The sequence below is a fragment of the Cupriavidus sp. DB3 genome, from assembly GCF_020418465.1.
Classification (GTDB): Bacteria; Pseudomonadota; Gammaproteobacteria; order Burkholderiales; family Burkholderiaceae; genus Cupriavidus; species Cupriavidus cauae.
In genome coordinates this window covers 1,180,188-1,203,462 of record NZ_JAIZPL010000001.1, presented here as the reverse complement: position 1 = coordinate 1,203,462, position 23,275 = coordinate 1,180,188, and the positions used below count along the sequence as shown (strand labels likewise).

General features: G+C 68.4%; 20 protein-coding genes. 7 read left to right on the top strand and 13 right to left on the bottom strand.

Translation table 11 applies throughout. From position 1 onward, the window contains the following. Positions 1 to 30: 30 nt before the first annotated feature. A complete protein-coding gene (locus K7G19_RS05240) occupies positions 31 to 1,635 on the top strand; it encodes a methyl-accepting chemotaxis protein (RefSeq protein WP_226106143.1) in 1,605 nt (534 codons plus the stop codon). A 74-nt stretch (positions 1,636 to 1,709) separates the two neighbouring features. Next, entirely contained in the window at positions 1,710 to 1,841 is a 132-nt protein-coding gene (locus tag K7G19_RS24890) for a hypothetical protein (protein ID WP_255650641.1), read from the top strand. Here K7G19_RS24890 and K7G19_RS05235 read toward each other — a convergent pair. From K7G19_RS05235 to K7G19_RS05225, 3 genes are all read right to left on the bottom strand, one after another. Further along, entirely contained in the window at positions 1,838 to 4,501 is a 2,664-nt protein-coding gene (locus tag K7G19_RS05235) for a PEP/pyruvate-binding domain-containing protein (protein ID WP_226106142.1), read from the bottom strand. The genes K7G19_RS24890 and K7G19_RS05235 overlap by 4 nt on opposite strands. Continuing rightward, positions 4,498 to 5,232 (bottom strand): TetR/AcrR family transcriptional regulator, encoded by a 735-nt coding sequence (locus K7G19_RS05230; RefSeq protein WP_226106141.1) that lies wholly within the window; start codon positions 5,230 to 5,232, stop codon positions 4,498 to 4,500. The genes K7G19_RS05235 and K7G19_RS05230 overlap by 4 nt, the downstream gene beginning before the upstream one ends. Before the next feature lie 89 nt (positions 5,233 to 5,321). Beyond that, complete coding sequence (locus K7G19_RS05225) at positions 5,322 to 5,774, bottom strand: SgcJ/EcaC family oxidoreductase (RefSeq protein ID WP_187829070.1); 453 nt, start codon at positions 5,772 to 5,774, stop codon at positions 5,322 to 5,324. 337 nt (positions 5,775 to 6,111) lie between these two features. Between K7G19_RS05225 and K7G19_RS05220 the strand changes: the two genes are divergently transcribed. The 4 genes from K7G19_RS05220 (at position 6,112) to K7G19_RS05205 (ending at position 11,172) form a co-directional block, all read left to right on the top strand. Next, positions 6,112 to 7,452 carry a sorbosone dehydrogenase family protein gene (locus K7G19_RS05220; RefSeq protein ID WP_150082485.1) on the top strand — a complete coding sequence of 447 codons (1,341 nt, stop codon included), beginning with the start codon at positions 6,112 to 6,114 and terminating at the stop codon, positions 7,450 to 7,452. Between the two features lie 29 nt (positions 7,453 to 7,481). Beyond that, the gene (locus K7G19_RS05215) at positions 7,482 to 9,575 is read left to right on the top strand and encodes a TonB-dependent receptor (RefSeq protein ID WP_226106140.1); all 2,094 of its coding nucleotides are present in this window, start codon (positions 7,482 to 7,484) and stop codon (positions 9,573 to 9,575) included. Positions 9,576 to 9,792: 217 nt separating this feature from the next. After that, positions 9,793 to 10,962 (top strand): DUF4382 domain-containing protein, encoded by a 1,170-nt coding sequence (locus tag K7G19_RS05210; protein WP_149316273.1) that lies wholly within the window; start codon positions 9,793 to 9,795, stop codon positions 10,960 to 10,962. Between the two features lie 36 nt (positions 10,963 to 10,998). Continuing rightward, a complete protein-coding gene (locus K7G19_RS05205; protein ID WP_174105085.1) occupies positions 10,999 to 11,172 on the top strand; it encodes a hypothetical protein in 174 nt (57 codons plus the stop codon). 127 nt (positions 11,173 to 11,299) lie between these two features. Here K7G19_RS05205 and fdxA read toward each other — a convergent pair whose 3' ends face one another. The 9 genes from fdxA to K7G19_RS05160 all read right to left on the bottom strand — a co-directional run bounded on the left by fdxA (position 11,300) and on the right by K7G19_RS05160 (position 20,804). After that, the gene (fdxA, locus tag K7G19_RS05200) at positions 11,300 to 11,632 is read right to left on the bottom strand and encodes a ferredoxin FdxA (protein ID WP_226106345.1); all 333 of its coding nucleotides are present in this window, start codon (positions 11,630 to 11,632) and stop codon (positions 11,300 to 11,302) included. Positions 11,633 to 11,945: 313 nt separating this feature from the next. Beyond that, positions 11,946 to 13,004 carry a porin gene (locus tag K7G19_RS05195; RefSeq protein WP_150082486.1) on the bottom strand — a complete coding sequence of 353 codons (1,059 nt, stop codon included), beginning with the start codon at positions 13,002 to 13,004 and terminating at the stop codon, positions 11,946 to 11,948. 322 nt (positions 13,005 to 13,326) lie between these two features. After that, complete coding sequence (locus K7G19_RS05190; protein WP_226106139.1) at positions 13,327 to 14,079, bottom strand: M48 family metallopeptidase; 753 nt, start codon at positions 14,077 to 14,079, stop codon at positions 13,327 to 13,329. 182 nt (positions 14,080 to 14,261) lie between these two features. Beyond that, positions 14,262 to 15,164 carry an enoyl-CoA hydratase gene (locus tag K7G19_RS05185; protein ID WP_226106138.1) on the bottom strand — a complete coding sequence of 301 codons (903 nt, stop codon included), beginning with the start codon at positions 15,162 to 15,164 and terminating at the stop codon, positions 14,262 to 14,264. 7 nt (positions 15,165 to 15,171) lie between these two features. Next, positions 15,172 to 16,143 (bottom strand): tripartite tricarboxylate transporter substrate binding protein, encoded by a 972-nt coding sequence (locus K7G19_RS05180; RefSeq protein ID WP_226106344.1) that lies wholly within the window; start codon positions 16,141 to 16,143, stop codon positions 15,172 to 15,174. A 175-nt stretch (positions 16,144 to 16,318) separates the two neighbouring features. Then, positions 16,319 to 17,470, bottom strand: a complete 1,152-nt coding sequence (locus K7G19_RS05175) for a CaiB/BaiF CoA-transferase family protein (protein WP_226106137.1) — start codon at positions 17,468 to 17,470, stop codon at positions 16,319 to 16,321. 114 nt (positions 17,471 to 17,584) lie between these two features. After that, entirely contained in the window at positions 17,585 to 18,517 is a 933-nt protein-coding gene (locus tag K7G19_RS05170) for a LysR family transcriptional regulator (protein WP_150082542.1), read from the bottom strand. 121 nt (positions 18,518 to 18,638) lie between these two features. Further along, positions 18,639 to 19,985 carry an erythromycin esterase family protein gene (locus K7G19_RS05165; protein ID WP_226106135.1) on the bottom strand — a complete coding sequence of 449 codons (1,347 nt, stop codon included), beginning with the start codon at positions 19,983 to 19,985 and terminating at the stop codon, positions 18,639 to 18,641. Between the two features lie 120 nt (positions 19,986 to 20,105). After that, positions 20,106 to 20,804, bottom strand: coding sequence for a protein-L-isoaspartate(D-aspartate) O-methyltransferase (locus K7G19_RS05160; protein ID WP_226106133.1), 699 nt, complete (start codon positions 20,802 to 20,804; stop codon positions 20,106 to 20,108). 329 nt (positions 20,805 to 21,133) lie between these two features. Here K7G19_RS05160 and K7G19_RS05155 point away from each other — a divergent pair, with 329 nt between their 5' ends. Continuing rightward, the gene (locus K7G19_RS05155; protein WP_226106131.1) at positions 21,134 to 21,550 is read left to right on the top strand and encodes a hypothetical protein; all 417 of its coding nucleotides are present in this window, start codon (positions 21,134 to 21,136) and stop codon (positions 21,548 to 21,550) included. Positions 21,551 to 21,570: 20 nt separating this feature from the next. On the opposite strand, the gene K7G19_RS05150 is transcribed toward K7G19_RS05155, so the two are convergent. Next, positions 21,571 to 23,139 carry a tannase/feruloyl esterase family alpha/beta hydrolase gene (locus K7G19_RS05150; protein ID WP_226106129.1) on the bottom strand — a complete coding sequence of 523 codons (1,569 nt, stop codon included), beginning with the start codon at positions 23,137 to 23,139 and terminating at the stop codon, positions 21,571 to 21,573. Between the last annotated feature and the right edge of the window lie 136 nt (positions 23,140 to 23,275).

Genomic DNA, 23,275 nt, shown 5'->3' with positions numbered 1-23,275 from the left:
TTTTGATGATAGCCGTCCCCTGGCCCCATCATGAACATCAGTCAACGTCTGCTTTTCACGCTGTTCTTCTCCCTGCTCGCCTTGCTGGTCGTCGGCATCGGCGGCATCTGGCAACTGAACCAGGCCGAACAACGCCTGGAGTATTTCAACGAAAACACCCTGACCAGCGTGCGCCGGCTCAATGCGATCAAGGACAGCACCACCGCGATCCGGGTCCAGCTGTATCGCCATGCGCTCGCCGACGACGCGAAGGCCAAGGACGACGCCGAGCAGGAGATCGCCAACGCGATCAAGCGCTTCGACGATCTGGCCGCCCGGTACGAGCGCGAGGACATCTCCAACGATGCCGACCGCAAGCTGCTGGAGGAGGACCGCGCCGCGCTGGCACGCTATCGCGCCCAGCATCCCGCTTTCTTTGCGCTGTCCCGCACCAACGACACCGCGGGCCTGCACGCGATGCTGTCGTCGGGCGAGCTGCATCTGGCCTCGGGCGCGCTGCGCAAGCAGATCGACGCGCATCTGGACTTCAACAGCAAGATGGGCGACGACTCGGTGGTGGAGAACCAGCGCGCCAGCGCGATCGCGGTGCGCGTGTTCGGCACCGTCATCGGCGTGACCGTGCTGATCGTCGCCGTGCTGGCGTGGCTGCTGTATCGCCGCATCCGCGACAGCCTGGGCGAGATGCAGGCCAGCATGGAGCATGTCAGCGAAACGCTGGACCTGAGCCATCGCTCGCCGGTGCGCCGTCTCGACGAGGTGGGCCGCACCGCGCAGAGCTTCAATGCGCTGCTCGACCGCGTTGCCGCGGCGATGCGCGAGGTGCGCCAGTCGAGCGATTCGGTCGGCGTGGCCGCACGCCAGATCGCGGCCGGCAACGCCGACCTGTCGTCGCGCACCGAGCAGCAGGCCGCCTCGCTCGAGGAGACCGCGTCCAGCATGGAAGAGCTGACCACCACGGTGCGCCACAACGCGGACAGCGCGCGCCAGGCCAGCACGCTGGCCGACAACGCGGCCGCCGTGGCGCATCACGGCCATGTCGCCACCGGCCAGATGGTCGAGACCATGGGCGCGATCAGCACCAACTCGAACCGCATCGCCGAGATCACGGGCATGATCGAGGGCATTGCCTTCCAGACCAACATCCTGGCGCTGAACGCCGCGGTGGAAGCCGCGCGAGCCGGCGAACAGGGCCGCGGCTTCGCCGTGGTGGCCGGCGAGGTGCGCACGCTGGCGCAGCGCTCGTCGAGCGCCGCCAAGGAGATCAAGGAACTGATCGACGCCTCGGTGTCGACGGTGCGCACCGGCTCGGCCCAGGCCGAAAGCGTGGGCGCGACCATGAACGAGATCCAGCAGGCGGTCAAGCAGGTGTCCGACATCATCGGCGAGATCGCCGCGGCCACCGGCGAACAGAGCCGCGGCATCGAGCAGGTCAACCAGGCGGTCGGCCAGATGGACCAGGTCACGCAGCAGAACGCCGCGCTGGTCGAGGAAGCCGCCGCCGCTGCGCATTCGCTGGACGAACAGGCAACGCGCCTGCTGGAAACGGTCGCGATGTTCCGCCTCGCGGCGGGCCACGGCGCCGCCGCGCAGTCGAAGGGCGCGGCGGTTGCCCGCGCGCAGCTGGCCGCGGCCTGACGCGGGACGCACCGGCCTGAGCCTGGACGGCTTCGGCTTCGACAGCTCGTGCTTGGACGGCGCGCTTCGACGGCTTGGGTTTCGACGGCTCGGATTTCGACGGCTCGGATTTCGACGGCTCGGGTTTCGACGGCTCGGGCTTCGACAACTCGGCCTTCGACAACTCGGGCGTCGACAACTCGGGCTTCGACAGTTCGGGCCGCTAGCCGGCGGCCACCCGATTTGTGGCCACCCGCTGGACGGTGCCGCGATTGCCGTCCACCGCCAGCGTGTCGCCGTCGGCCAATTGCGACAGGATGCCGGGCAGATTGACCACGGCCGGAATGCCGAACTCGCGCGCGACGATCGCGCCATGCGACAGGTAGCCGCCGGTCTCCATCACGAGGCCGCCGGCGCGCAGGAACAGCGGCGTCCAGGCCGGATCGGTGCTGGGCGCCACCAGGATGTCGCCATTGGCCATCGCCGTCGCCTGTTGCGGGCTGCGTGCGACGCAAGCGGGTCCCTGCGCCTGCCCGGCGCCGACCGGCGTGCCGGACCAGCGCCCGGCGGCGGCATCTGCCACCGACGCGGCGCTCGGTTCCGACGAGGGGAACACCGCCGGCAATGCGCCCGGCTGCTCGACGATCACCGCAGGCTCGGTCTGCCCGGCCTGACGCGCCAGCGTTTCGGCGCGCCGCGCCGCGCGCCGGGCGGCGTGCTGCAGCGGCATCCGGCCTTCCGCGGCCGCGAGCAATTCGAACGCGGTCAGATGGAACACATCGTCGGCCCGCTTCAAGCCGGCGTCGTTGCCGTTCTCCTTGTCGTCCTCGTTGCTGCCCTCGTCAGCGTTCGCACCCGCACGGGTCAACTGCGCGCCTAGCGCCAGCGCGGTGCGCCGCACCACTTCGAGATACCGCATCAACGCGCTGCGCGCGGCCTCGCGCTGATTGCACTCGCGCGTCGCGACCCGCACCATCCGCCGCAGCAGCGGCAGCATCGCGGGGCGAGCCAACGGCGGTATCGCGGCGCGCAGACGCTGCCACGCCTGGCGCGCGGCATCGCGCTGGCGCTGCCGCACCGCGTGGGCGTCGCTGCCGATCATGCCAAGCACGGTGTCGAGCAGATAGTCGGGCGCCTCGCGCCAGCGCGGCTGCCGCACATAGCTTTCCGCGGTGGCGCGATGGCCGTAGCGCTCCAGGAATTCGGCGAACGCGCGGCGAAAGGGACTATGCGCGGGCAGCCGTTGCTCCCACTGCGCGCCGATCCGCTGCGGACTGCGCAGCCACGCCAGCGCTTCGGCATCCGCCGCGGCGGTCTCGGCCAACGCGATCAGCGCATAGCCCTGCTGCGCGGTGACGCTCGGCTCGCCCCCGGCCATCAGCGCCGCGGTCACCGCATAGCCCTCGCCGGGGCAGTACTTCTCGACCAGATCGACCAGCCCGGCGAGCGTGCCGCCGGCCGAGCCCTGCAGGAAGAACAGCGGATCGGCCTGCGCCACGGTGCGGAACTGCTCGCGCAGCAGCCGGGCCAGCGCGCCGCGATCGGCCGGCAGCGCCTGCTGGCGCCACTGGCGCGTCTGCTCGGCGGCGCGCGCCAGCGCCGCTTCGCCCAGGCGTCGTTGCCGCGGTGAGCGCGCCAGATAGCGCAGCATGCGCAGGCCGCGGGCGAGGCGGTCGCGCGCGCTGGGAGGCGGCACCGCGATCTCCGGCTGCGTGCCGCCGAGCAGGCCGTTGACGGCGTCGGGACGCACGCCCAGCGCGTCGTAGCACTCCCACTGCATCAGCGACACGTCGAGATACAGGCGGCCGTCGAACAGCGCCGCGTGCTCGGTGCCGGGCAGGATCGGATAGCCGGACAGCGAAAAGCCCAGCGTCAGCATCCGGTTGGCCATCGTGCGGCAGCCGTGCCAGTCGAGCGCGGACAGCGGGTCGGGCATGATCTCGCGGGTATTGCCGCGCGACCAGTAGCGCGGCTGCTCGCGCAGCGCCGGATAGGTGTGCCGCGCACGCGCGGTGACGGGCCTGGCCTGCACGATCCAGAAGCGCTCGCCGTCCCAGACCCATTCGATGTCATAGCGGGGATTGGCGAAGTCCAGCGCGCTGGCGGCATCGCGCGACAGCCCGCCGAGCGCGATGGCCTGCGCGTCGGACAGTACCGCCTCGGCGGCCTGCTGCGCGGGCGTGTCGATCACCGTGGTGCCGCCGCCGGACAGGACCCGCGTCATGCGCTGCTTGCCGCCGAGGCGGCGCGCGATCACGCGCAGCGCATCGTCGCCATCGGTGCTTTCGTTGCTCTGCAGCCGATATTCGTCGCCATCGGCCTGTCCGCCGACCAGCGCTTCGCCCAGGCCCCAATGCGCGTGGATCAGCAACTGATCGTCGCGGCCGGACAGCGGGTCGCAGGTGAAGGCGATGCCGGCCGCCACCGCCGGCAGCAGCGGCATCACGACCACCGCCATCGCCGGTTGGTGTCCTTGCCGGTCGAGACCGAGGCGTTGCCGATAGGCGACCGCCGCCGGCTCCCACACCGAATCCCAGGCCGCCTGCACCGCCTCGGCCACGGCATCCACGCCGGTCACGTTCAGCCGTGACAGGTGAATGCCGGCGAACGAGGCCTGCGCCGAATCCTCCTGCGGGGCCGACGAGCGGACCGCGAGCGGCGTGGTTTCCCAATCCCGCACCGCCAGTTCGCGCGCGAGCGCGTCGCGCAGGGCCTGGGGCACCGGATCGCCGGCGCGCCGGCCGCGGCTCGCGTCGGCATGGATCACGAAGCCGTCGGGCACCGGCACGCCGAGCTGCGCCATCAGCGCCAGCTGCCAGCCCTTGCCGCCGGCGGCGGCCGGCCCTTGCACCGCGGCGGCCGGCCAGTCGAGCAGCAGGGCGCTCATGGTGCGCGCTCCGGCTCGGCCGCGCGTGCCGCGCCGTGGAAGAACAGGTCGACGATGGCCGCGAACTCGGCGCGCAGGTCGCCGGCGGGCGCCGCGAGCCAGCGCATCAGCGCGCCCAGGTACAGATGATGGAACAGCGTGGCGAGCTGCCCCGACGGCAGGTCGCGCCGCAGCTCGCCGCTCTGCTGGGCCGCCGCCATCAGCGCATCGAAGGCGAGGTCCATGCCGCTGCGCCCTGGGGCTGCTTCGCCGCTGCCGTTGCCGTCGCTGTTGCCGCCGGCACTCTGCCCGAAGCGCCCCGGGCCTAGATCGAGAAAGCGGAAACGCAGATAGTGCGGCAGGTAACCGCGGCGCGCCTCGCACCAGTCGGCCGAGGCAGACAGCAGATAGCACAGCCGCGCCTGGAAGCTGCCGAGGCCGTCGAGCGCCCCTCGCAACTGCTGCAGTCCCGCGGCCAGCTCGCCGTGGAACTGGTGGGCCAGCAGCGCCTCCTTGACCGGGAAGTGGTTGTACAGCGTGCCCTTGGCCACGTCGGCCTGCGCGGCGATCTGCTCCATCGTCACCGCGTCGTAGCCATGCGTCTCGAACAGGTCGAAGGCGGTGGCCGCCAGATGGTCGAGCGTCTGATTGCGCTTGCGCTGACGCCGCCCCGCGGGAGGCGGGGCGGCGGTGGGCGGGTCGAACGGAGTCTGGGCAGTTCGATGGGCGGTTCGCCGAGGCGTGGCTTCCATTTGCACGTCGCTTAATTTTGAACGTCGTGCAATTTTATGCTTCGTACTCCCCTTGTCAAGCCGTCCGGTAAATGCGCTCGGATGGTCGTTCAGGCCGTCTCCGCCTCCGTATCCCCGATATAGACGACCTTCTCGGTCATCGGATCGAACGGCAGCGAGCCATGCTCGTGCACCACCAGCCAGCGCCCATCGCGCTTCTGGAAGCAGACCGTGATGCGGATCCAGGTGCCGCCGGCCGGATGGTCGGGCTCGTCCACCGGCGCGATGCGGCTCAGGCAGTGGCAGAACGCGAGATCGGCGCCGACGGTCAGCGCGATGTCCTTGCGTTCGGAGCGGAAGCGCCGGGGCAGATACGGAAAGCACGCCTCCCAGGTGGCGCGATATGCGTCGACACCTTGCAGCGCATAGGGCGGCTTGACGTCGAACAGCGCCACGTCGGGCGCATAGTTCGCCGTCATGGCGGCGGCGTCGCGCCGTTCCAGCGCGCGGGCCCAGTCTTCCATCATCTGCGCGATGGTCTGCTCGTCCTTGCTGATGCTCATGATGTGCTCCTTGTCGGTTCGGTTTCGAACCCGCCGCATGGGGTGGACCCGGCGTGGCCGGTGTGCCAGGGCGGCGGCTCCTGTCCTGTTGTCGAACGGCTTCGAGCCAAATCGACATCCGCCGCTGCATCGGTCGCGCCCCCGAAGTCGTGGCCGATGGCCCCGGGGGCGGCGGCAGGACGCCGGGTCCGCGCGTTGGGGGGGCGCGTCCACGGGGACGACGGACAGCGGTGCCTTAGAATGCACAGAACCGGGTTTGCCACCGCTGGCAGCGGCGGCATTCGCGCCGATACTTGTCGCAAGACCTGTCAGGTCGCAAACCATCGAGGAGTGCGTCATGAGGAAGGTTCGCCTTGTCATCGTGATGGGTGCCGTCATGCTGCTGGTTGGCGGCTGCTTCCTGCTGGGCATGGGGGACCGCGCCACGCTGACGGTGGCGCAGGGCACCGGTCCGTCGCCGACCCTGCCGCCGCCGAACAAGACCCTGCTGCCGACCGTGGACATCGCGCCGGCGATCGGCTGGCCGGCAGGGGCGCGGCCGACGCCCGCGCCCGGGCTCGCGGTGACGGCGTTTGCCGACGGGCTCGATCATCCGCGCTGGCTCTATGTGCTGCCCAACGGCGACGTGCTGGTCGCGGAGTCGAACGCGCCGCCCAAGCCGGAATCGGGCAAGGGCATCCGCGACTGGGTCATGAAGATGGTGATGAAGCGCGCCGGTGCCGGCACGCCCAGCGCCAACCGCATCACGCTGCTGCGCGACACCGATCGGGACGGCGTCGCCGACAAGCGCTCGGTCTTCCTGCAGGGCCTGAACTCGCCGTTCGGCATGGTGCTGGTCGGCAACGACTTCTATGTCGCCAATGCCGACGCGCTGGTCCGCTTCCGCTATCGTCCCGGCGCCGACCGGATCGACGAGCCGGGCGTCAAGGTGGTGGACCTGCCCGCCGGCATCAACCATCACTGGACCAAGAACGTGATCGCCAGCCACGACGGCCGCAAGCTGTACATCACGGTCGGCTCGAACAGCAACGTCGCCGAGAAGGGCATGGAGATCGAGCAGGGCCGGGCCGCGATCTGGGAGCTCGATCGCGCCAGCGGCAAGATGCGGCTGTATGCAACGGGCCTGCGCAATCCGAACGGCCTGGCGTGGGAACCGGTCACCGGCAAGCTGTGGACCGCGGTCAACGAGCGCGACGAGATCGGCAGCGACCTGGTGCCGGACTACATCACGTCGGTGCGGGATGGCGGCTTTTACGGCTGGCCCTACAGCTATTGGGGCCAGCACGTCGATACGCGCGTCCAGCCGCAGCGGCCCGAGCTGGTGGCCACCGCGCTGGTGCCCGACTATGCGCTGGGTCCGCATACCGCCTCGCTCGGCATCACGTTCGCGGACGGACTGCACTGGCCCGCGCCGTTCCGCGAGGGACTGTTCGTCGGCCAGCATGGCTCCTGGAACCGCAAGCCAAAGAGCGGCTACAAGGTGATCTTCGTGCCGTTCCGCGGCGGCATGCCGAACGGCGAGCCGATCGATGTGCTGACCGGCTTTCTCGACGGCGAGGAGCGCGCCCATGGCCGCCCGGTCGACGTCAAGGACGATCGCCGCGGCGGGCTGCTGGTAACCGACGATGTCGGCAACGTGGTCTGGCGCGTGACGGCAATGACGGCGAAGCGTCGATGAGGAGCGGTGGAACGGGGTGGGCGGCGGCCATGCTGCTGCCGCTGTCGGGATGGGCCGGCGCACAGCAAGCGCCCGCCGTGCCGGAGCCGGACGCGCAGCCGGCGCTGGCGCCGGTGGTCGTGACGGCCACGCGCATCGACGCCTCGGTGTTCGATACGCCCGCATCGGCCGATGTGGTGGCTGGCAGCGCGCTGCGCGAGGGCCGGCCGCAGATCAATCTGAGCGAAGGGCTTGGCGGCGTGCCGGGCCTGCTGGTCAAGGACCGGCACAACTATGCACAGGACCTGCAGTTGTCGATCCGGGGCTTCGGCGCGCGTTCGAGCTTCGGCGTGCGCGGGCTGCGCCTCTATGTCGACGGCATTCCCGCCACGATGCCGGACGGGCAGGGGCAGACCTCGAACATCAATATCGCCTCGATCGACCGCGTCGAGGTATTGCGCGGCCCCGCATCGGCGCTGTACGGCAACGCATCGGGCGGCGTGATCCAGGTCTGGACCGAACCCGGCGCGCGTCCGCCACTGCTCGAAGGCAGCTTCGGCGCCGGCAGCTACGGCACCTGGCGCCATGGCCTGAAGGCCAGTGGCGCGCCGGCCGAGGGGGAGCCGGGCCTGGACTATCTGGTCAGCGCATCGCGCTTCACCACCGAGGGATATCGGGACCACAGCGCCGCGCGCAAGAACCTCGGCAATGCGCGGCTGACGTGGCGTCCCGATGCCGACAGCGGCTGGACGCTGGTCGCCAATGCGGTCGACCTGAGCGCGCAGGACCCGCTCGGGCTGACACGCGCGCAGTTCGAGAGCGCGCCGCGCTCGGCGCCGCTGGCCGAACAGTTCCATACGCGCAAGACCGTGCAGCAGGCGCAGGGCGGGCTGCGCCATGAGCGTCGGATCGACGCCGACAACACGCTGATGGCGATGATCTACTACGGCCGGCGCGAGACGCGCCAGTTCCTGTCGATCCCGCCGGCGGCGCAGCGCAGCCCGCTGTCGGCGGGTGGTGTCATCGATCTGGCGCGCGACTACGGCGGCGCCGACCTGCGCTGGACGCACCATGCTCGGATCGGCCACATGCCGCTGACGCTGATTGCGGGGCTCGCCTACGACACGATGGAGGAAGCGCGCCGCGGCTACGAGAATTTCATCGGCGGCTCGGGGCAGCCCGTGCTCGGCGAACAGGGCCGGCTGCGGCGCGACGAACGCAATACGGTGTGGAACTTCGATCAGTATCTGCAGGCGTCGCTGGGCCTCACGCCGCGCTTGACCGTCGAAGCGGGCCTGCGCCACAGCACCGTGCGCTTCTCGTCGAGCGACCGCTATATCGTCGGCGCGAATGGCGACGACAGCGGCTCGGTGCGCTACGACAAATGGCTGCCCGTGGGCGCGCTGCGCTATCGCGTCGGCGAATCGCTGAATCTGTATGCCACCGCAGGACGCGGCTTCGAGACGCCGACGCTGAACGAGATCTCGTATCGGCCCGATGGCGCGGCGGGCCTCAATTTTGCGTTGCGGCCGGCCACCAGCACGTCGGTGGAAGTCGGCGCCAAGCAGAAGCTCGCCGGCGGCCTGCTGACGGCTGCGCTGTTCCAGACCCGTACCGACCAGGAGATCGTCACCGCGACCAGCAGCGGCGGCCGCGCGAGCTATCGCAATGCCGGCCGCACGCTGCGCCAGGGCGTGGAACTGGGCTGGAGCGGCGTGCTGCACCGTCATTGGCAGGCGCAACTCGCGTACAGCTTTCTGGATGCGACCTTTCGCGACACCGTGCCGCCCGGCATCGTCGCCGGCAACCGCCTGCCCGGCACCGCGCGCCACGCGTTCTATGGCTCGCTGGGCTGGGCGCCGCCGCGCGGCTGGCGCGCCGGCATCGATCTACGTTATCTGAGCGCGGTGCCGGTCGACGACCGCAACAGCGACCGCGCGCCGGGCTATGTCGTGACCGGCATCCAGGCGGGCTATGCGACGCCATTCGGCCGCTGGACGGTCAATGCCTTTGCGCGCGTCGACAATCTGTTCGACCGCCGCTATGCGGGTTCGGTGATCGTCAACGATGGCAATGGGCGATATTTCGAGCCCGCGGCGGGGCGCAATGCATTTGCGGGGATATCGCTGTCGTATGCGTTCTGAGCTTCAGGGTTCGAACTCTGGTTCCGATCTCTTGAACGCGGAGCTCCGGACTCCGCGCGCCAATTGCGGTAATCGCTCCGTTAATTCCGGTGGTTCGAAAACGCAATGGAGTTCGCAAAAAGCGCGCCGTGTTTCAGCTCTTACAATATGTCACGCCTTTCCGGAGCGATCGGAAATTATGCTCAAGATTCCCAATAAGGAAGTCAAGGAGAGGGAAATGAGAACCAATTTCAAGTACCGGGGGCTGGCATTCGGCGTGGCCGCGTCTGCCGCAATCCTGGCCGCCTGCGGTGGCGGCGGTGATGACGATGGCGGCGGCAAGGGTACGCTGAGCGTATCGATGACGGACGCGCCCGCCTGCGGTTTCGATCATGTCTTCGTCACCGTCGACAAGATCCGCGTCCATACCAGCGCCAACGCCGAAGACGGCACCGGCGGCTGGGCCGAGATCGACGTCAATCCGTCCCGCCGCATCGACCTGCTGTCGCTGCAGAACGGCACCCTGACCAAGCTGGGGCAGACCGTGCTGCCGGCCGGCCAATACCAGCAGATCCGCCTGGTGCTCGATCGCAATACCGGCAATTCCCTCGCCAACTCGGTGGTGCCCACGGGCGGCGCCGAACAGCCGCTCGATACGCCGAGCGCGACGCAGAGCGGGTACAAGATCATCCGTCCGTTTACCGTGCAGCCCGACACGCTGGTCGACCTGGTGCTCGACTTCGATGCGTGCCGCTCGATCGTGCAGCGCGGCAACGGCTCCTATGCGCTCAAGCCGGTGGTGACCGCGGTGCCGCTGGTGGTCAGCGGCGCGATCCAGGGCTATGTCTCGCCGGCACAGGCAGGCGCGACCGTCTACGCGCAGCAGAATGGCGTGACCATCAAGGGCACGCTGGCAGACAGCAATGGCGCCTTCACGCTGTCGCCGCTATTGCGCAGCAGCGATGCCGGCAACTACAGCGTGGTGGTCGTGCAGAACGATCGTGCCACCGGCGTGATCCAGAACGTGCCGGTCACCGCGCAGACCACCACCACGGTCTCGACCTCGGCGGCGCCGATCACGCTGCCGGCCTCGCCGATGCGCCGGATCACCGGCTCGGTGCTGCCCGCATCCGCGCAGGCCTTCGTGCAGGCGAAGCAGACCGTCGCCGGCTCGCCGATCGAAGTGGCCGTCGCCAATGCGAACTTCGATACCGGCGCCTATCAGCTGAACGTGCCGGCCGCCGCGCCGCTGGTGGGAACGTATCAGCCGACGCTGCCGATCGCCCTCGCTGCCGACACGGCGGCCGCGGGCAAGTACACTGTCACGGCGACATCGATTACTGGCGCCACGCTGAGCACCGACCGCGACGTGTCGGCGACCGATGCGACGGCAAACTTCCAGTTCTGATGCAATGAACCCCCAACGAAAAACCAGGAAAACGCAATGAAGGCAATGAAGGGAATTTGCGCGCTGCTGATCGGCGCCGGCACGCTGCTCGGCGGCTGCGCTGTCTATACCCCGCACGGTGCGGTGGTGACGCCCGGCGCGGTCGTGGTGGACCCGGGCCCCGGCCCGTACCACTGCCCGCCGGGACAGGCGAAGAAGGGCCGCTGCTGATTAGGCGTCCCGGTTGGCGAACCGGTCAGCGGTCCGGTTTGCGATCCGCCAACCGCCACGGTAAAGATGGGCCTGCGGGCCCATCTTTTTTTTGCCGTGATTTCCCGTTACGGCCGAGCGCGATGCTTCAATCGCGGATCAGCTTGTCGAGCTTGCCCTGGACCCGGGCCCAGGCCTCATGCTCCGGCAACGGCCCCTTGGCATGCGTCAGCCGTTTCCATTCGGTCTTGCGGGCCAATTCGGCATTGATCCCAACGAAATGCCGCTGGTCTTCGGGAAGATTCTCTTCGGAATAAATGGCGCCGACCGGGCATTCGGGCACGCACATCGAGCAATCGATGCATTCGTCGGGATCGATCACGAGGAAATTCGGCCCTTCGTGGAAACACGACATCGGGCAGACCTCGACGCAATCGGTATAGCGGCACTGGATGCAGGCATCAGTTACGACAAACGTCATGGGGCAATGCGCGGGGACACGGAACAACGAAAGCCCCGATGCTAGCGCGCGATCGGGTCGCCGTGCCGGCGCCGGTTTGTGCGACACCATCAAAAATCTTCAAGCCATGCCGCGGTACGGCATTCGATGGGGCCAAGGAGGGCGCCAATGAGGGCCGCCAATGAGGGGCGAAATAAAAAGGGGCCGGTAGTCCTACCGGCCCAACGTCCTTGCACCCATGAAGAAGACAAGGTCGATATGATCGTTCGCGCGGCGGCGCGCGAGTGCCCTGGCGCCGCCGCGTGCCCGCGTGGCGGGCCTTCGGAGGCTTCGCTTAGAAGCGGTGACGCATGCCGATGGTCACGCCGGTCTGGTTCTCGCCGGCCTGGGCGGTACCCGCGCCGTTCAGGCCCAGGTCCGAACCGTCCTTGTTGCGCACGTAGCCAACGTTCATATAGACGTCGGTGCGCTTGGACAGCGAGTAGTCGGCGGACAGCACGAACATCCACGGATCGGCACCGGTGTTCTTGGTGTCTTCGTAGTAGGCCGCGCCGGTCAGGCTGAAGGCCGGGGTGAACTTGTAGCGAGCGCCGGCCCAGTACAGGTTGCTGCGGACGCTGGTGGCGGTGGCGCTGCCCACGCCCTCGTCGCGCATCCAGCGATAGCCGGCGAACACCTTGGCGGCGCCGAACTCGTAGGCGGTACCGACCGCCAGGCGCTTTGCCGCGCGGTCCTGCAGCGCGACGGTGGCGCCCTGGTACTGGTCATAGGCCGTGCCGACCGAGAAGCCGCCCGCCGCGTACGACAGGCCACCACCGAACTGGCGCGCCACCTTGGTTTCGCCCGGGACTTCGCCGTTGTTGTCGCGGCCGAAGCTGTAGAAGCCGGTCGCGGTCAGGCCGCCGAACTTGCCGGTGTACTTGATGTTGTTGTCGGCGCGGCCGTTGAAGGCCGAGTCGACGCTGTTCAGCGAGTAGCGCGGACCGACGCCCATCGGGTCGAAGGCGCCGAACAGGTCGTACAGCGCGTTCTGCTGGCGACCCAGCGAGATGGTGCCGAAGTTGCCTTGCAGGCCGACGTAGGCGGCGCGGCCGAACAGGCGGCCACCCTGGGCCGACCGGCCGGTGTCGATATCGAAGCCGCTTTCCAGCACGAACAGGCCCTTCAGGCCGCCGCCCAGGTCCTCGGTGCCGCGCAGACCCCAGCGCGAGCCCGACAGGTTGCCCGAGTTCATGCGCACGGCGGTGTCGCCGCCGCCGTCGCTCGGGGCATTGCTGATGACTTCGATGCCGGCATCGACGATACCGTACAGTGTGACGTTGGTTTGGGCGAACGCTGCGCCTGAGGCGGCGGTGGCAGCGGTCGCGGCCAGCGCGAGGAGGGCTTTCTTCACGGTGTGTTCTCTTTTGACTGGTGATGGAAGACAGAGTCTGTCGCCGGCAGCGTGGCGCGGGTTCGACCCGTGAACCCCTGCCGGCGCAAACGGGGGCGATCTTCGCTTGCTTTTATGACACCTATAAGTACGGTGAAAATCACGTTGCAAAAAAGCCGCATTGAAAGCCCCTGCGCTGTGAAAGCCCCTACGCCATAAAAAGTCCTTATTACCGGCCGGCCCGTGTCCATGAAGACATTGAATCGCGCAGATATGACAAGGGCGAAGCGCCAAAGCGCTTCGCCCCAACGGCCCTTCAGGTCAAACGAGGACCCGCGGCGCCTCAGCTGCCCTTGGCCAGACGGCTCTGCAAGCGTTTGGCGCGATCGGCCGAACCCGGGTGCGAATCGAACATGCCCGACTTGCCGCCATCGAGCTTGGCGAGCTTCTCGAAGGCCGTCACCAGCCCCTGGCGGTTGGCCTTGTTCTTCGTCAGCAGATCGAACGAGTAATCGTCGGCGGCCGTTTCCTGCGCCTGCGAGAACTGCGCGTTGATCAGCTTCTCCGACAGGTCGCCCAGCTGCGACTGCGACAGCGCGGCCACGGTGCCGTTGGCGCTGGCGGCGAGCGCGCCGCGCGCGGCGACGGCGGTATAGGCCACCTGCATCTGGCTCTTGCTGTGGCCCAGCGCCACGTGGCCGATCTCATGGCCCAGCACGCCGCGCACCTCGTCGTTGTTCATCATGTCCATCAGGCCGCTGTAGACGCGCACGCAGCCGTTGGCCATCGCCCAGGCGTTGACGTCCTTGGTCAGGTAGACCTTGGCCTGGACCGGCACGCCGCTGTCCTTCAGGCCGGCCATGATCGCGGTCAGGCGCTTGGTGTACGGGCTGTTGGCCGGCGCGATCTTGTTTTCCTTGTCCGATTCGGCGCAGGCCTGTTCCGACAGCGTCTTGACGTCCGCGTCCGACAGCGTGGCCGCCTTGAACAGCGAGCCGCCGGCATCGACGAGGCCGTTGACGTTGCTGCCGGCGCAGCCGGCGATCAGCGCCGCGGCGCAGGTGGAAAGCAGAGTGAGCGAGAGAACCTTGGTCATCAGTGGAATTGCCCCTGGATTTTTATTGATTCGTTTCAAGCATGCCCGACGAATAAAAGGCGCCGCATTGTACGATTTTTTGGAATCCCGGATTGCAAACAACGGTAATAAAAAAACGCCGGACAGGCCGGCGTTTCAAGGCAATTCGAGGTAATTCGAGGCAATTCAAGCGGATGGCAGTATCAGGATCGCTTGCGATTGACGAATTCCGCCATATAGCGCTGCGGCTCGCCGGTATCGAAGGCGCTGCCGAATTCGGCGACGCTGTTGGCGATCGCCGTATCGACCGGTTGCTCTTCCCATTCGCGCAGCAGCCGCTTCTGCTGGCGTACCACCGTCGGGCCGAAGCCGGCCAGCAGTTGCGCGACCCGCTCGACTTCGGCGTCGAGCTCGGCCAGCGGCACCACGCGATGGACCAGGCCCCACGACAGCGCCTGCGCGGCGTCGCACAGCTCGCCGGTCAGCAGCATCCATGCCGTGCGGGCATTGCCGATCAGGCGCGGCATCAGCGCGGCGTGGATCACCGACGGAATGCCGACCTTGACTTCGGGCATGCCGAGGTTGGCGTTGTCGGCGGCGATCCGCAGATCGCACGCCAGCGCCAGCTCCAGTCCGCCGCCCAGGCACCAGCCCGGCATGCGCGCGATCACCGGCACCGGGCAGTGGCGCACGGCATCGCACAGTTCGCGCAGGCCGCCGATGAAGCGTTCGGCGGAGTCCCGCGTCAGCGCGACCATCTCCTTGATGTCCGCGCCGCCGATGAAGCCCTTGTCGCCGGTGCCGCGCAGGATCAGCACGCGCACCTGCGGATCGGCGGCGAGCCCGCGTACCGCGTCGGTCAGCGCGGCGATCACCGGCGTGCCGAGGATGTTGAGCGAGCCGGCGTTGCTGATGGTCAGGGTGGCAATGCCGCGCTCGTCGATGGCGACGGCGGCGTGGCGGCCCGGATGGGCGTTCGTATCGCCGGAGGGATTGGCCGGCGGATTGGTGGGCCCATCGGTCGGCGTATTTGTCGGCGTATTTGTCGGCGTATTGGTCGGCGTATAGGCGGGCGTAGTCGTCGGCGGATTGGCGGGAGCGCTCATGAAGTCCTCACTGCAGTTTGGCGAACTGGATCTTGTCGACGACGCGCTTCCAGTGCTGGTTTTGGTTGCGGATCAGGTCGGCGAAGGCCTTGCGCGAGGTCCACGCCGGAATCGCACCCTGCTTCTCGATCGCGGCGATGACCTCGGGATCGGCCAGCGCCTGGCGCACCGCGTCGTTGAGCTTGTCCAGGATCGCGTCGGGCGTGCCGGCGGGCGCGCCGAGGCCGAACCACGACGGATTGTTCATCGCCGGCAGGCCCGCTTCCGCGTAGGTCGGCACATCGGGCAGCAGCTTCAGGCGCTGCCTGGCGGCCACCGCCAGCGGCTTCAGGCGCTTGCCCTGGATCAGGCCCGACGAAGACGGGATATTGTCGAACACCACCTGGATCTGCCCCGCCACCGCATCGTTCAGCGCCGGCCCCAGGCCCTTGTACGGAACATGCAGCATGCGCGTGCCGGTCTCGCTCATGAACAGCTCGCCGTTCATATGGCTCAGGCCGCCATTGCCCGAAGAGCCGAACGAGTACTTGCCGGGATTCGCCTTCAGCAGCTTGATGAAGGATGCGAGGTCGGTGGCCGGGAACGACGGATTGACCACCAGCACATTGGGCACGTCGGCGAGGTTGCTGATCGGCGCGAAGTCCTTGACCGGGTCGTACGGCGTCTTCACGTAGACGTTGGGATTGACGGCGTGCGAGCTCTCGACCTCCATCACCAGCGTGTAGCCGTCGGCCGGCTGCTTGGCCGCATAGGCGCTGCCGACCGCGCCGCCGGCGCCCGGGCGGTTTTCGACGACCACCGGTTGCGCCAGGATGGCGCCCATTTTGGTGCCGATGATGCGGGCCAGGATGTCGGTGGTCCCGCCGGCCGCGTAAGGGACGATCAGCTTGATCGGCTTGCTCGGATAGCTGTCGGCATGCGCGGGATTTGCGATGGTGGCGATGGCGGCCGTGGCGGCGGTGGCGGCGGTGGCGGCCACCGCGGCGATCAGCTGGCGGGACTTGCGCACGGCGGCGCGATGCGGATGTTTCAAGGGTGTCTCCTCGTGGTCTTCGTGGTCTTCGTGGTCTGCGTGGTCTTGGTGGTTGTTCGTGGTTCTTCGTCGGTGTCCGCAGGTGTTCGTGGCCGGTCGTGGGCGCTCGTATGGCAAAGCATCAGGCGCCGTGCTCGCCCAACAGCGGCGGGGGAGCGAGCGCGGCGGCGGGCGAGTCGGGCAGCATCGGATTGCGCACCATCGGAATGCGGCCGAGCGTCGGATGCTCGGCGTGTTGCAGCAGGCCGCGATGCCGGACCTGCGGATGCGCGAACACCTCCTCGATCGAGTGGATCGGCCCCCATGGCACGCCGGCCGCATCGAAGGCATCGGTCCACTGCTGGCGCGAGCGGGTCGCGAATACCTGCGCCAGCAATGCCCGCAACGCCGGCAGATTGGCGATGCGCGCGCTGTTGGTGCGATACCGAGCATCGGCCGGCAGGTCGGAGAGGCCGGCCACCTCGCAGAAGCGCGCGAACTGCGCATCGTTGCCGATTGCCAGGATCAGATGTCCGTCGGCGCAGCGGAACACCTCGTAGGGCGCGCAGTTCGGATGCGCGTTGCCGCTGCGCGGCGGATTGCGCCCGGAGAACAGATAGTTGGCGCCCTGATTCGCATTGAGCGCGACCGCGACATCGAGCAGCGCGATGTCCAGATGCTGGCCCACGCCGCTGGCCTGGCGCTGGAACAGCGCGGCCAGCACCGCCGAGGTCGCATACATGCCGGTGCTCAGGTCCACCACCGCGACGCCGGTGCGCAGCGGTCCCTCGCCGGGCTCGCCGTCCGGCTGGCCGGTATAGCTCATCAGGCCGCCCATGCCCTGGAACACGTAGTCGTAGCCTGGCTTGTCGGCCATCGGGCCGCTCTGGCCGAAGCCGGTGATCGACAGGTAGACCAGCCGCGGATTGCGCGCCTGCAGGCTCGCATAGTCAAGCCCGTAACGCCGCAGCGTGCCGGCCTTGAAGTTCTCGACCAGCACGTCGGCCTCGTCGGCCAGCGCCAGGGTGGCGGCCTTGCCTTCCGGGGTGGTGAAGTCGATCGCCAGCGAGCGCTTGCCGCGGTTGCAGCAGGCGAAGTAGGCGGACATCCGCTCGCCGCCGTCGGCCGATTGCAGGTAGGGCGGGCCCCAGCCGCGCGTATCGTCGCCGCGCTCGGGATGCTCGATCTTGGTGACCTCGGCACCGAGGTCGGCCAGATTCTGGGTACACCAGGGCCCGGCCAGGATTCGGGACAGGTCCAGCACCTTGATGCCGGACAGGGCCTTGTGCAGCATGGGGTCTCCGCGTCGATTCGATCGCGGAGCAGTATATTTTTGCGCCCCTCGGCCAACCAGTCGAATGTCTTCAAGCCACCGTTCGCGGCAATTCAACGGTACGGCCGGGCCCGGTCACGGCAGCGCGTCGCGCGTCGCGGCGACGTGCGGATCGCCCAGCAGGAACTCGGCAAAGGCCTCGGCGAAGGCGGGCAGCTTGCCCGCTGCCGGCAGCACCAGATTCAGCTGGCGGCGCGCCCACTCTTCGGCGAGACGTACCCCGACCACGCGGCCGTCGCGCAGCGAGGCCGCGGCGACGCTGCGCGGCACCAGCGCCAGCCCCACGCCCGCCTCGACCAGCGCCAGCACCGCGTCGAAGGTCGGCGCATGCAGGCGGACATTGGGCGAGCGCCCCAGCCGGTGCGCGGTATCGCGCAGGAACACGACATTGCTGGTATCGCGGCCCGGGCAGACGAAGTCGTGCTCCAGCGCCGCGCCGAAGCGCACGCCGCCGGGTTGCGCCTGCGCCTCGCGCGTCAGCGGATGGTCGGCCGGCACGGCCAGGATCAGCTCGTCGACCGCGTACGGCATCCAGCGCACGCCCTGCGTCTCGACCTCGCCGGCGAGCACGCCAACGTCGGCCTCGCCCGCGGCGATGGCGGCCGCGATCTCGCGGCTGGCCCGTTCCTCCAGGTCGATATTGACCTCGGGATGGGCATTCAGGAAGCGGCCGACGCTCGGCAGAATGAAGCCGTTCAGCGAACTGCTGTTGGCGATCAGGCGGATATTGCCCTTCAACCCCGCGGAAAACCGCCCCAGCTCGCCGTGCATCCGCTCCAGGCCGCGCAGCAGTTCGCGCACGTGGCCGAGCAGCGCGGTGCCGGCTGCGGTCAGCTCCATGCCGCGTGCCGCGCGCACGAACAACGGCGTGCCCAGCGCCAGCTCGAGGTTCTTGAGCCGATAGCTGGCCGCCGATGCGGTGATATGGATGGCGGCGGCGCCGCCGGACAGGCTTTGCGATTCGGCGATGGCCTGGAACAGCCGTAGGTCCGTCAATTCGTAGCGCACCGGGGTCTCTCTGGCGGGTCGGTCGGTTCGGGCCATGCGAGGCAATGTATTGCATTGCAAGCCCGGTGCCGCATTCTAAGCCGCGCCCCCGCACCGGGCGCCGACGTCGCTCCGAGCCGGACTACAGGCCGAATGGGTAGGTGTCCGGCATGCCGGTACGCGCCGCGGTGCGCAAGGCCTTGACGGCGTCGCTGCGGTCGAACCATGCCAGCGCATCGAACTGCTGCGGCAGGCAGGCGAACGCATAGTGGCTGGCGAACTCGGTGTCGGGCCGGTAGACCACGCCGATGAAGCGTTCCTGGCGCGGCACCGTCAGCAGCGCGCGCGCCTGCTCGTGGACGCCTTCGCGCAGGTCGATGAAGCAGCGGTCAATGCCGGTGCGCTGGAACAGCGCCTCGTAGCTGTCGGCGCGCGCGGGCACGACGTCCATCACCTGCATCGGCCCGTCCCAGTCGGACGCCGCCGCCACGGTGCCGCGCGACGTCGAAAAGCCGATCAGCGCCGCCTCCTCGCCGAAGCGCGCGCGGCACAGCCGGCCGATATTGATCTCGCCATGGTCGCGGCCCATCGCCGTCGCATCCGCATCGCCGATATGCGAGTTGTGCGCCCATACCACCGCCTTCGCGCCCGGCGCATAGGTGTCCAGCAGCCGCGTCAGCGTGTCGAACATATGGGTGTCGCGCAGGTTCCAGCTTTCAGGCCCGCCGTAGTACATCAGCCGGTAGTACTGCTCGGCAGAGGCCACCAGATGCGCGTTCTGCGCGGCGTCGAAGAAGGGCTCGCGCCCGCGCATCGCGTAGTCGAGCTGCCGCTCGAGCAGCGCCTGCAGCTGGGCGATGACTTCGTCCTCGCAATCGCGCGCCCGGCCGCTCAGCACCGCGCCGCCGTAGCGCGACGGGTCCTCGCGCCACGGCAGCAGGCAGCCGTAGCGTTCGCGCGCCTCGCGCGCGCCGTCGGGATCGACGCGGTTCAGATAGCCCAGCACAGTCGAGATCGAGCTGCCCAGGCTGTAGATGTCGAGGCCGAAAAAGCCTGCGCGCTGGTCCGGCGCGCGATCGGCGTTGTAGCCGCGCATCCATTCGACCAGCGCCTCCACCGAGGTATTGCGCCACATCCAGGTCGGGAAGCGCCGGAACGGCGGTTCCTGATGTTCGGCCGCGGGCAGCTGGCGGACATAGCGGTCGATCGCGGCAGCATCCGGCCAGTCTGCCTCGACCGCCACGATGCGAAAGCCGTGCCGCTCGATCAGCCGTCGCGTGAAGGCCGCGCGCGCATCGTAGAACTGCGCGGTGCCGTGCGTCGATTCGCCGAGCAATACCACGCGGCAGTCGGCAAACCGGTCCACCACCGCGGCGAATCCTGGATCGTCGATGGCGGGAAGACGCTCGGCCGCCTCGGCGATGCATTCGACGATATCGGTATCGGCGAGCACCTGGCCGGTGATGGGATCGTGCAGTGCGCTGGTCATGTCGGTCCTCCGGGACTTCGTCGATGGTTTTCCGTCGATGGTCCCCGATCGATGGTCGTAGATCGATGGTCGTAGATCGATGCGGGGTTCTCGATTCGATGATGCTGGAGTCGATGGTCCTCAATCGCCGGCATTCTCGTTGCCCGCTTCCTCGGCCGTGCGCGCGACCAGCGGCACGAAGGCCACGCCGGCGAGGTCCTCGCGCTCCAACGTGCCGTCCGCACGCTTGCCGATGCGCAGCAGCCGCTGCGCGTGGCCGGGATGGCCATGCGGCATCACGAGCGTGCCGCCCGGCGCAAGCTGCGCCAGCCACGCGGCGGGGATGTCGGGGCTGGCCGCGGCGGAAACGATGGCGTCGTAAGGCGCGCCCGCTTCCCAGCCGGCGGTGCCGTCGGCCAGGTGGATCTCGACGTTATCGAAGCCGAGCGCGCGCAGCACGTCGCTGGCACGTTCGGCCAGCCGCCGCCAGCGTTCCAGCGTGATGACGTGGGCCGCGATGCGCGCCATCACCGCGGCCGCATAGCCCGAGCCGGTGCCGATCTCCAGCACGCGCGAGGCGGGATGCAACCGCGCGGCCTCGACCATGCGGGCGACGATATAGGGCTGGGAGATGGTCTGGCCGGAGCCGATCGACAGCGGCGCATCGTCGTAGGCCGATTGCCGCAGCGCGTCGGGCACGAAGCGCTCGCGCGGCACCGCGCGCATGGCCGCCAGTACCGCGGGGTCGCGGATGCCGCGTGCGGCGATCTGCAGCTCGACCATGCGCTGCCGGTAGCGTTCGGGCTGGTGTTCGGGGCCGTTGAAGAGAGGGGGATGCATGGCGGGATCGGGGCGCGGCGCGTGTGGCGCATGTCGTGTTTCGTGTTTCGCTTGTGTCACGCATCGACCGTGCCACCGATGGCGGCCGCGATTCCCGCGTGCTGTCGATCACGTCGTTTTGCCTGCCTTTGCACCGCTGGAAGATCGTGCATGGGCCCGCGTACACGCCGTGTAAATGCTCCATGCCCGTGCTCGACGCCGCCGCACGACGCTAACGGCACGCCGCCGCTGGCAACGATCTTGCGTAACGCTCGGCTTCTTTTTCCCCCGCCGTCCGGCGACTTCCAGGGGGCATGACGATGAAGAGCAAAGCACCACGCGCGAATCCGATGACCGATGTCACGGATGTGACCGATGTGACCGATGTGACCAGCGAGTCGTTGGCCTCGCAGCGGCCGATTCCCGCGGTCACCGAAGTGCCCGATGCTTCCACCATGCTGGCGCGCGACTACCTGAAGCTGGCCGCGCTCGGCTGGAGCTTCTATGGGGCGCTGATGGAGGAGGCCGGCTTCCAGTGGACCTCGTGGATCTGGAAGTGGGACCCCGACGAGCGCCTTGCGCAGCAGATCACCGCGCCCGCGCCGGCGCTGGCAATGGCGAGCAGATACGGGCAGACCGCCTGGGAGATCGGCGCCGACATGCAGGGGCGCTGGCTCGATGCATGGATGCGGTTCTTTACCTGGAATCCCGCGGCAGCGTTGGGCGGGATGACGGGCGGGACCCAGGCGGGCGCTACGGTGCAGTAGCGCCCGCGTTGCCTCGGAACTTACGGCGCGGTGCAGGTGTAGTTCGACGCCTGCGCCGCGGCCGCCGCGTCGTTTGCCGGTCCCGTATAGCGCGGATATTGCGGATAGCGGCACAGCGGACGCGAGAACGCGGTGGCGCCGTTGGTCTCCTTCGTGGCCGTCAGCGTGCCCGGCGCGGTGCCCCTGGTGACCCAGGTATCGAGCGCCGCCAACAGGTCGGTCTGATCCGCGCCCGGTCCGCCGGCGCAATGATTGACGCCAGGCGCCAGGTAGTAGCGCACGAACTCGTCGGCCGATGCCTGACCGCCGACCGCGCCGACCATCCCCTGGTAATAGGCGTTGGTGGCCTTGAAGCTGAGCGCCGAGTCGTTGGTGCCGTGCCAGAGGATCAGCTTGGCGTCGCTGTTCTTCAATGGCCGCAGGTCGATGTTGGTCGCGTCGTTCAGATTCGCCAGGTTGGCCAGCGCGGCGACATTGCTGTCCCAGGTATAGGTCAGCGAGTTCTGCGAGCGGTCGCGTGCCAGATAGTTCTTGACCGTCGTGTCCTGGAACAGGAACTGCAGCGCCATGTTCAGGTTGCCGTTGCCCGTCAGCCATAGGCCCCAGGCGCCCGGATCGTCCTCGTTGCCGGTCAGTGCCCAGCCCGCATTGGAATAGGCGCCGTTGGCCCACACCGCCGGCGTGGTCCACGACTGCACCACCGCCAGCTGCGCGTCCGACAGGCAGGCGTCACCCGCCTCCGTGCCGCCGGAGCAGCGAAGTACCGCCGGATCGAAGCTGCACGACAGCGGATTCGATACCACGCCGTCGGTGATGCCATCCTGCGCATCGCAGGCATCGCGCACCGCCTTCGCCAGCAGATTGGTCTTTGCGGTGGTGAACATGCCGCCCGGGGCGGCCAGTGCCTTGGCATTGCGATTGAATGCGCCCATGAAGCCGACCCAGTTGTAGGCCGGCGCGCGGGCGATGATGCCGTCGAACAGGTCCGGATTGCGCTGCGCCGCCATCAGTGCCTCGCGGCCGCCATTGGAGCAGCCCTCGAAGTAGGAGCGTTCCGGTGCCTTGCCATAGGCGGTCCGAAGCATCTCGCGCGCGGAGGACATCACCGTCGGCACCGACTGATGGCCGAAGAGCGCGGCGGCGTGCGGATCGTCGAGGGCAAAGTCGGCCGACAGCCCGTTGCCGGTATGGCCGGAGTCGCTGTTGACGGTGGCGTAGCCCTGTTTCAGCGCGGTCAGGTTGGTCGGCACGTCGATGCCCGGGATCGATCCGTTGTAACCGCCGCCGCCACCGTAATACAGCTTGCCGTTCCACCGATCCGGAAGCCGCAGCTCCAGGTTCAGTTGCGGCGCGATGGTCGCGTTGACCTTGCAGAAGAGCGGTTGCGGCCCGCTTGCCGCGACGGTCGCCGCCGCCGTGACGGTCGCGCCGGCGACGGTCTTGCCGGCCAGCTCCGCGCACGCCTGCGCGGCGTTGGCCGAAGGCCGGGGTTTGTGATCGTCGTCGCTGTCCCCGCACGCGGCCAGCACGGCCACAGTCACCGCAGTCAGGGCAATACGGTGCCAATGAAATGCCAAAGTCGGTGCCATGTCGTCTCCTTCGATGTCGTGGAGTCCGGCCAGGACGGGCGCGACCTGCCCCTCGACACCGGTCTGGCGCAAACTCGAGCGGTTGCTGCGGTTGCTGCGGTTGCTGCGGTTGCTGCTGCTTGGGGGCGGTCCGAAG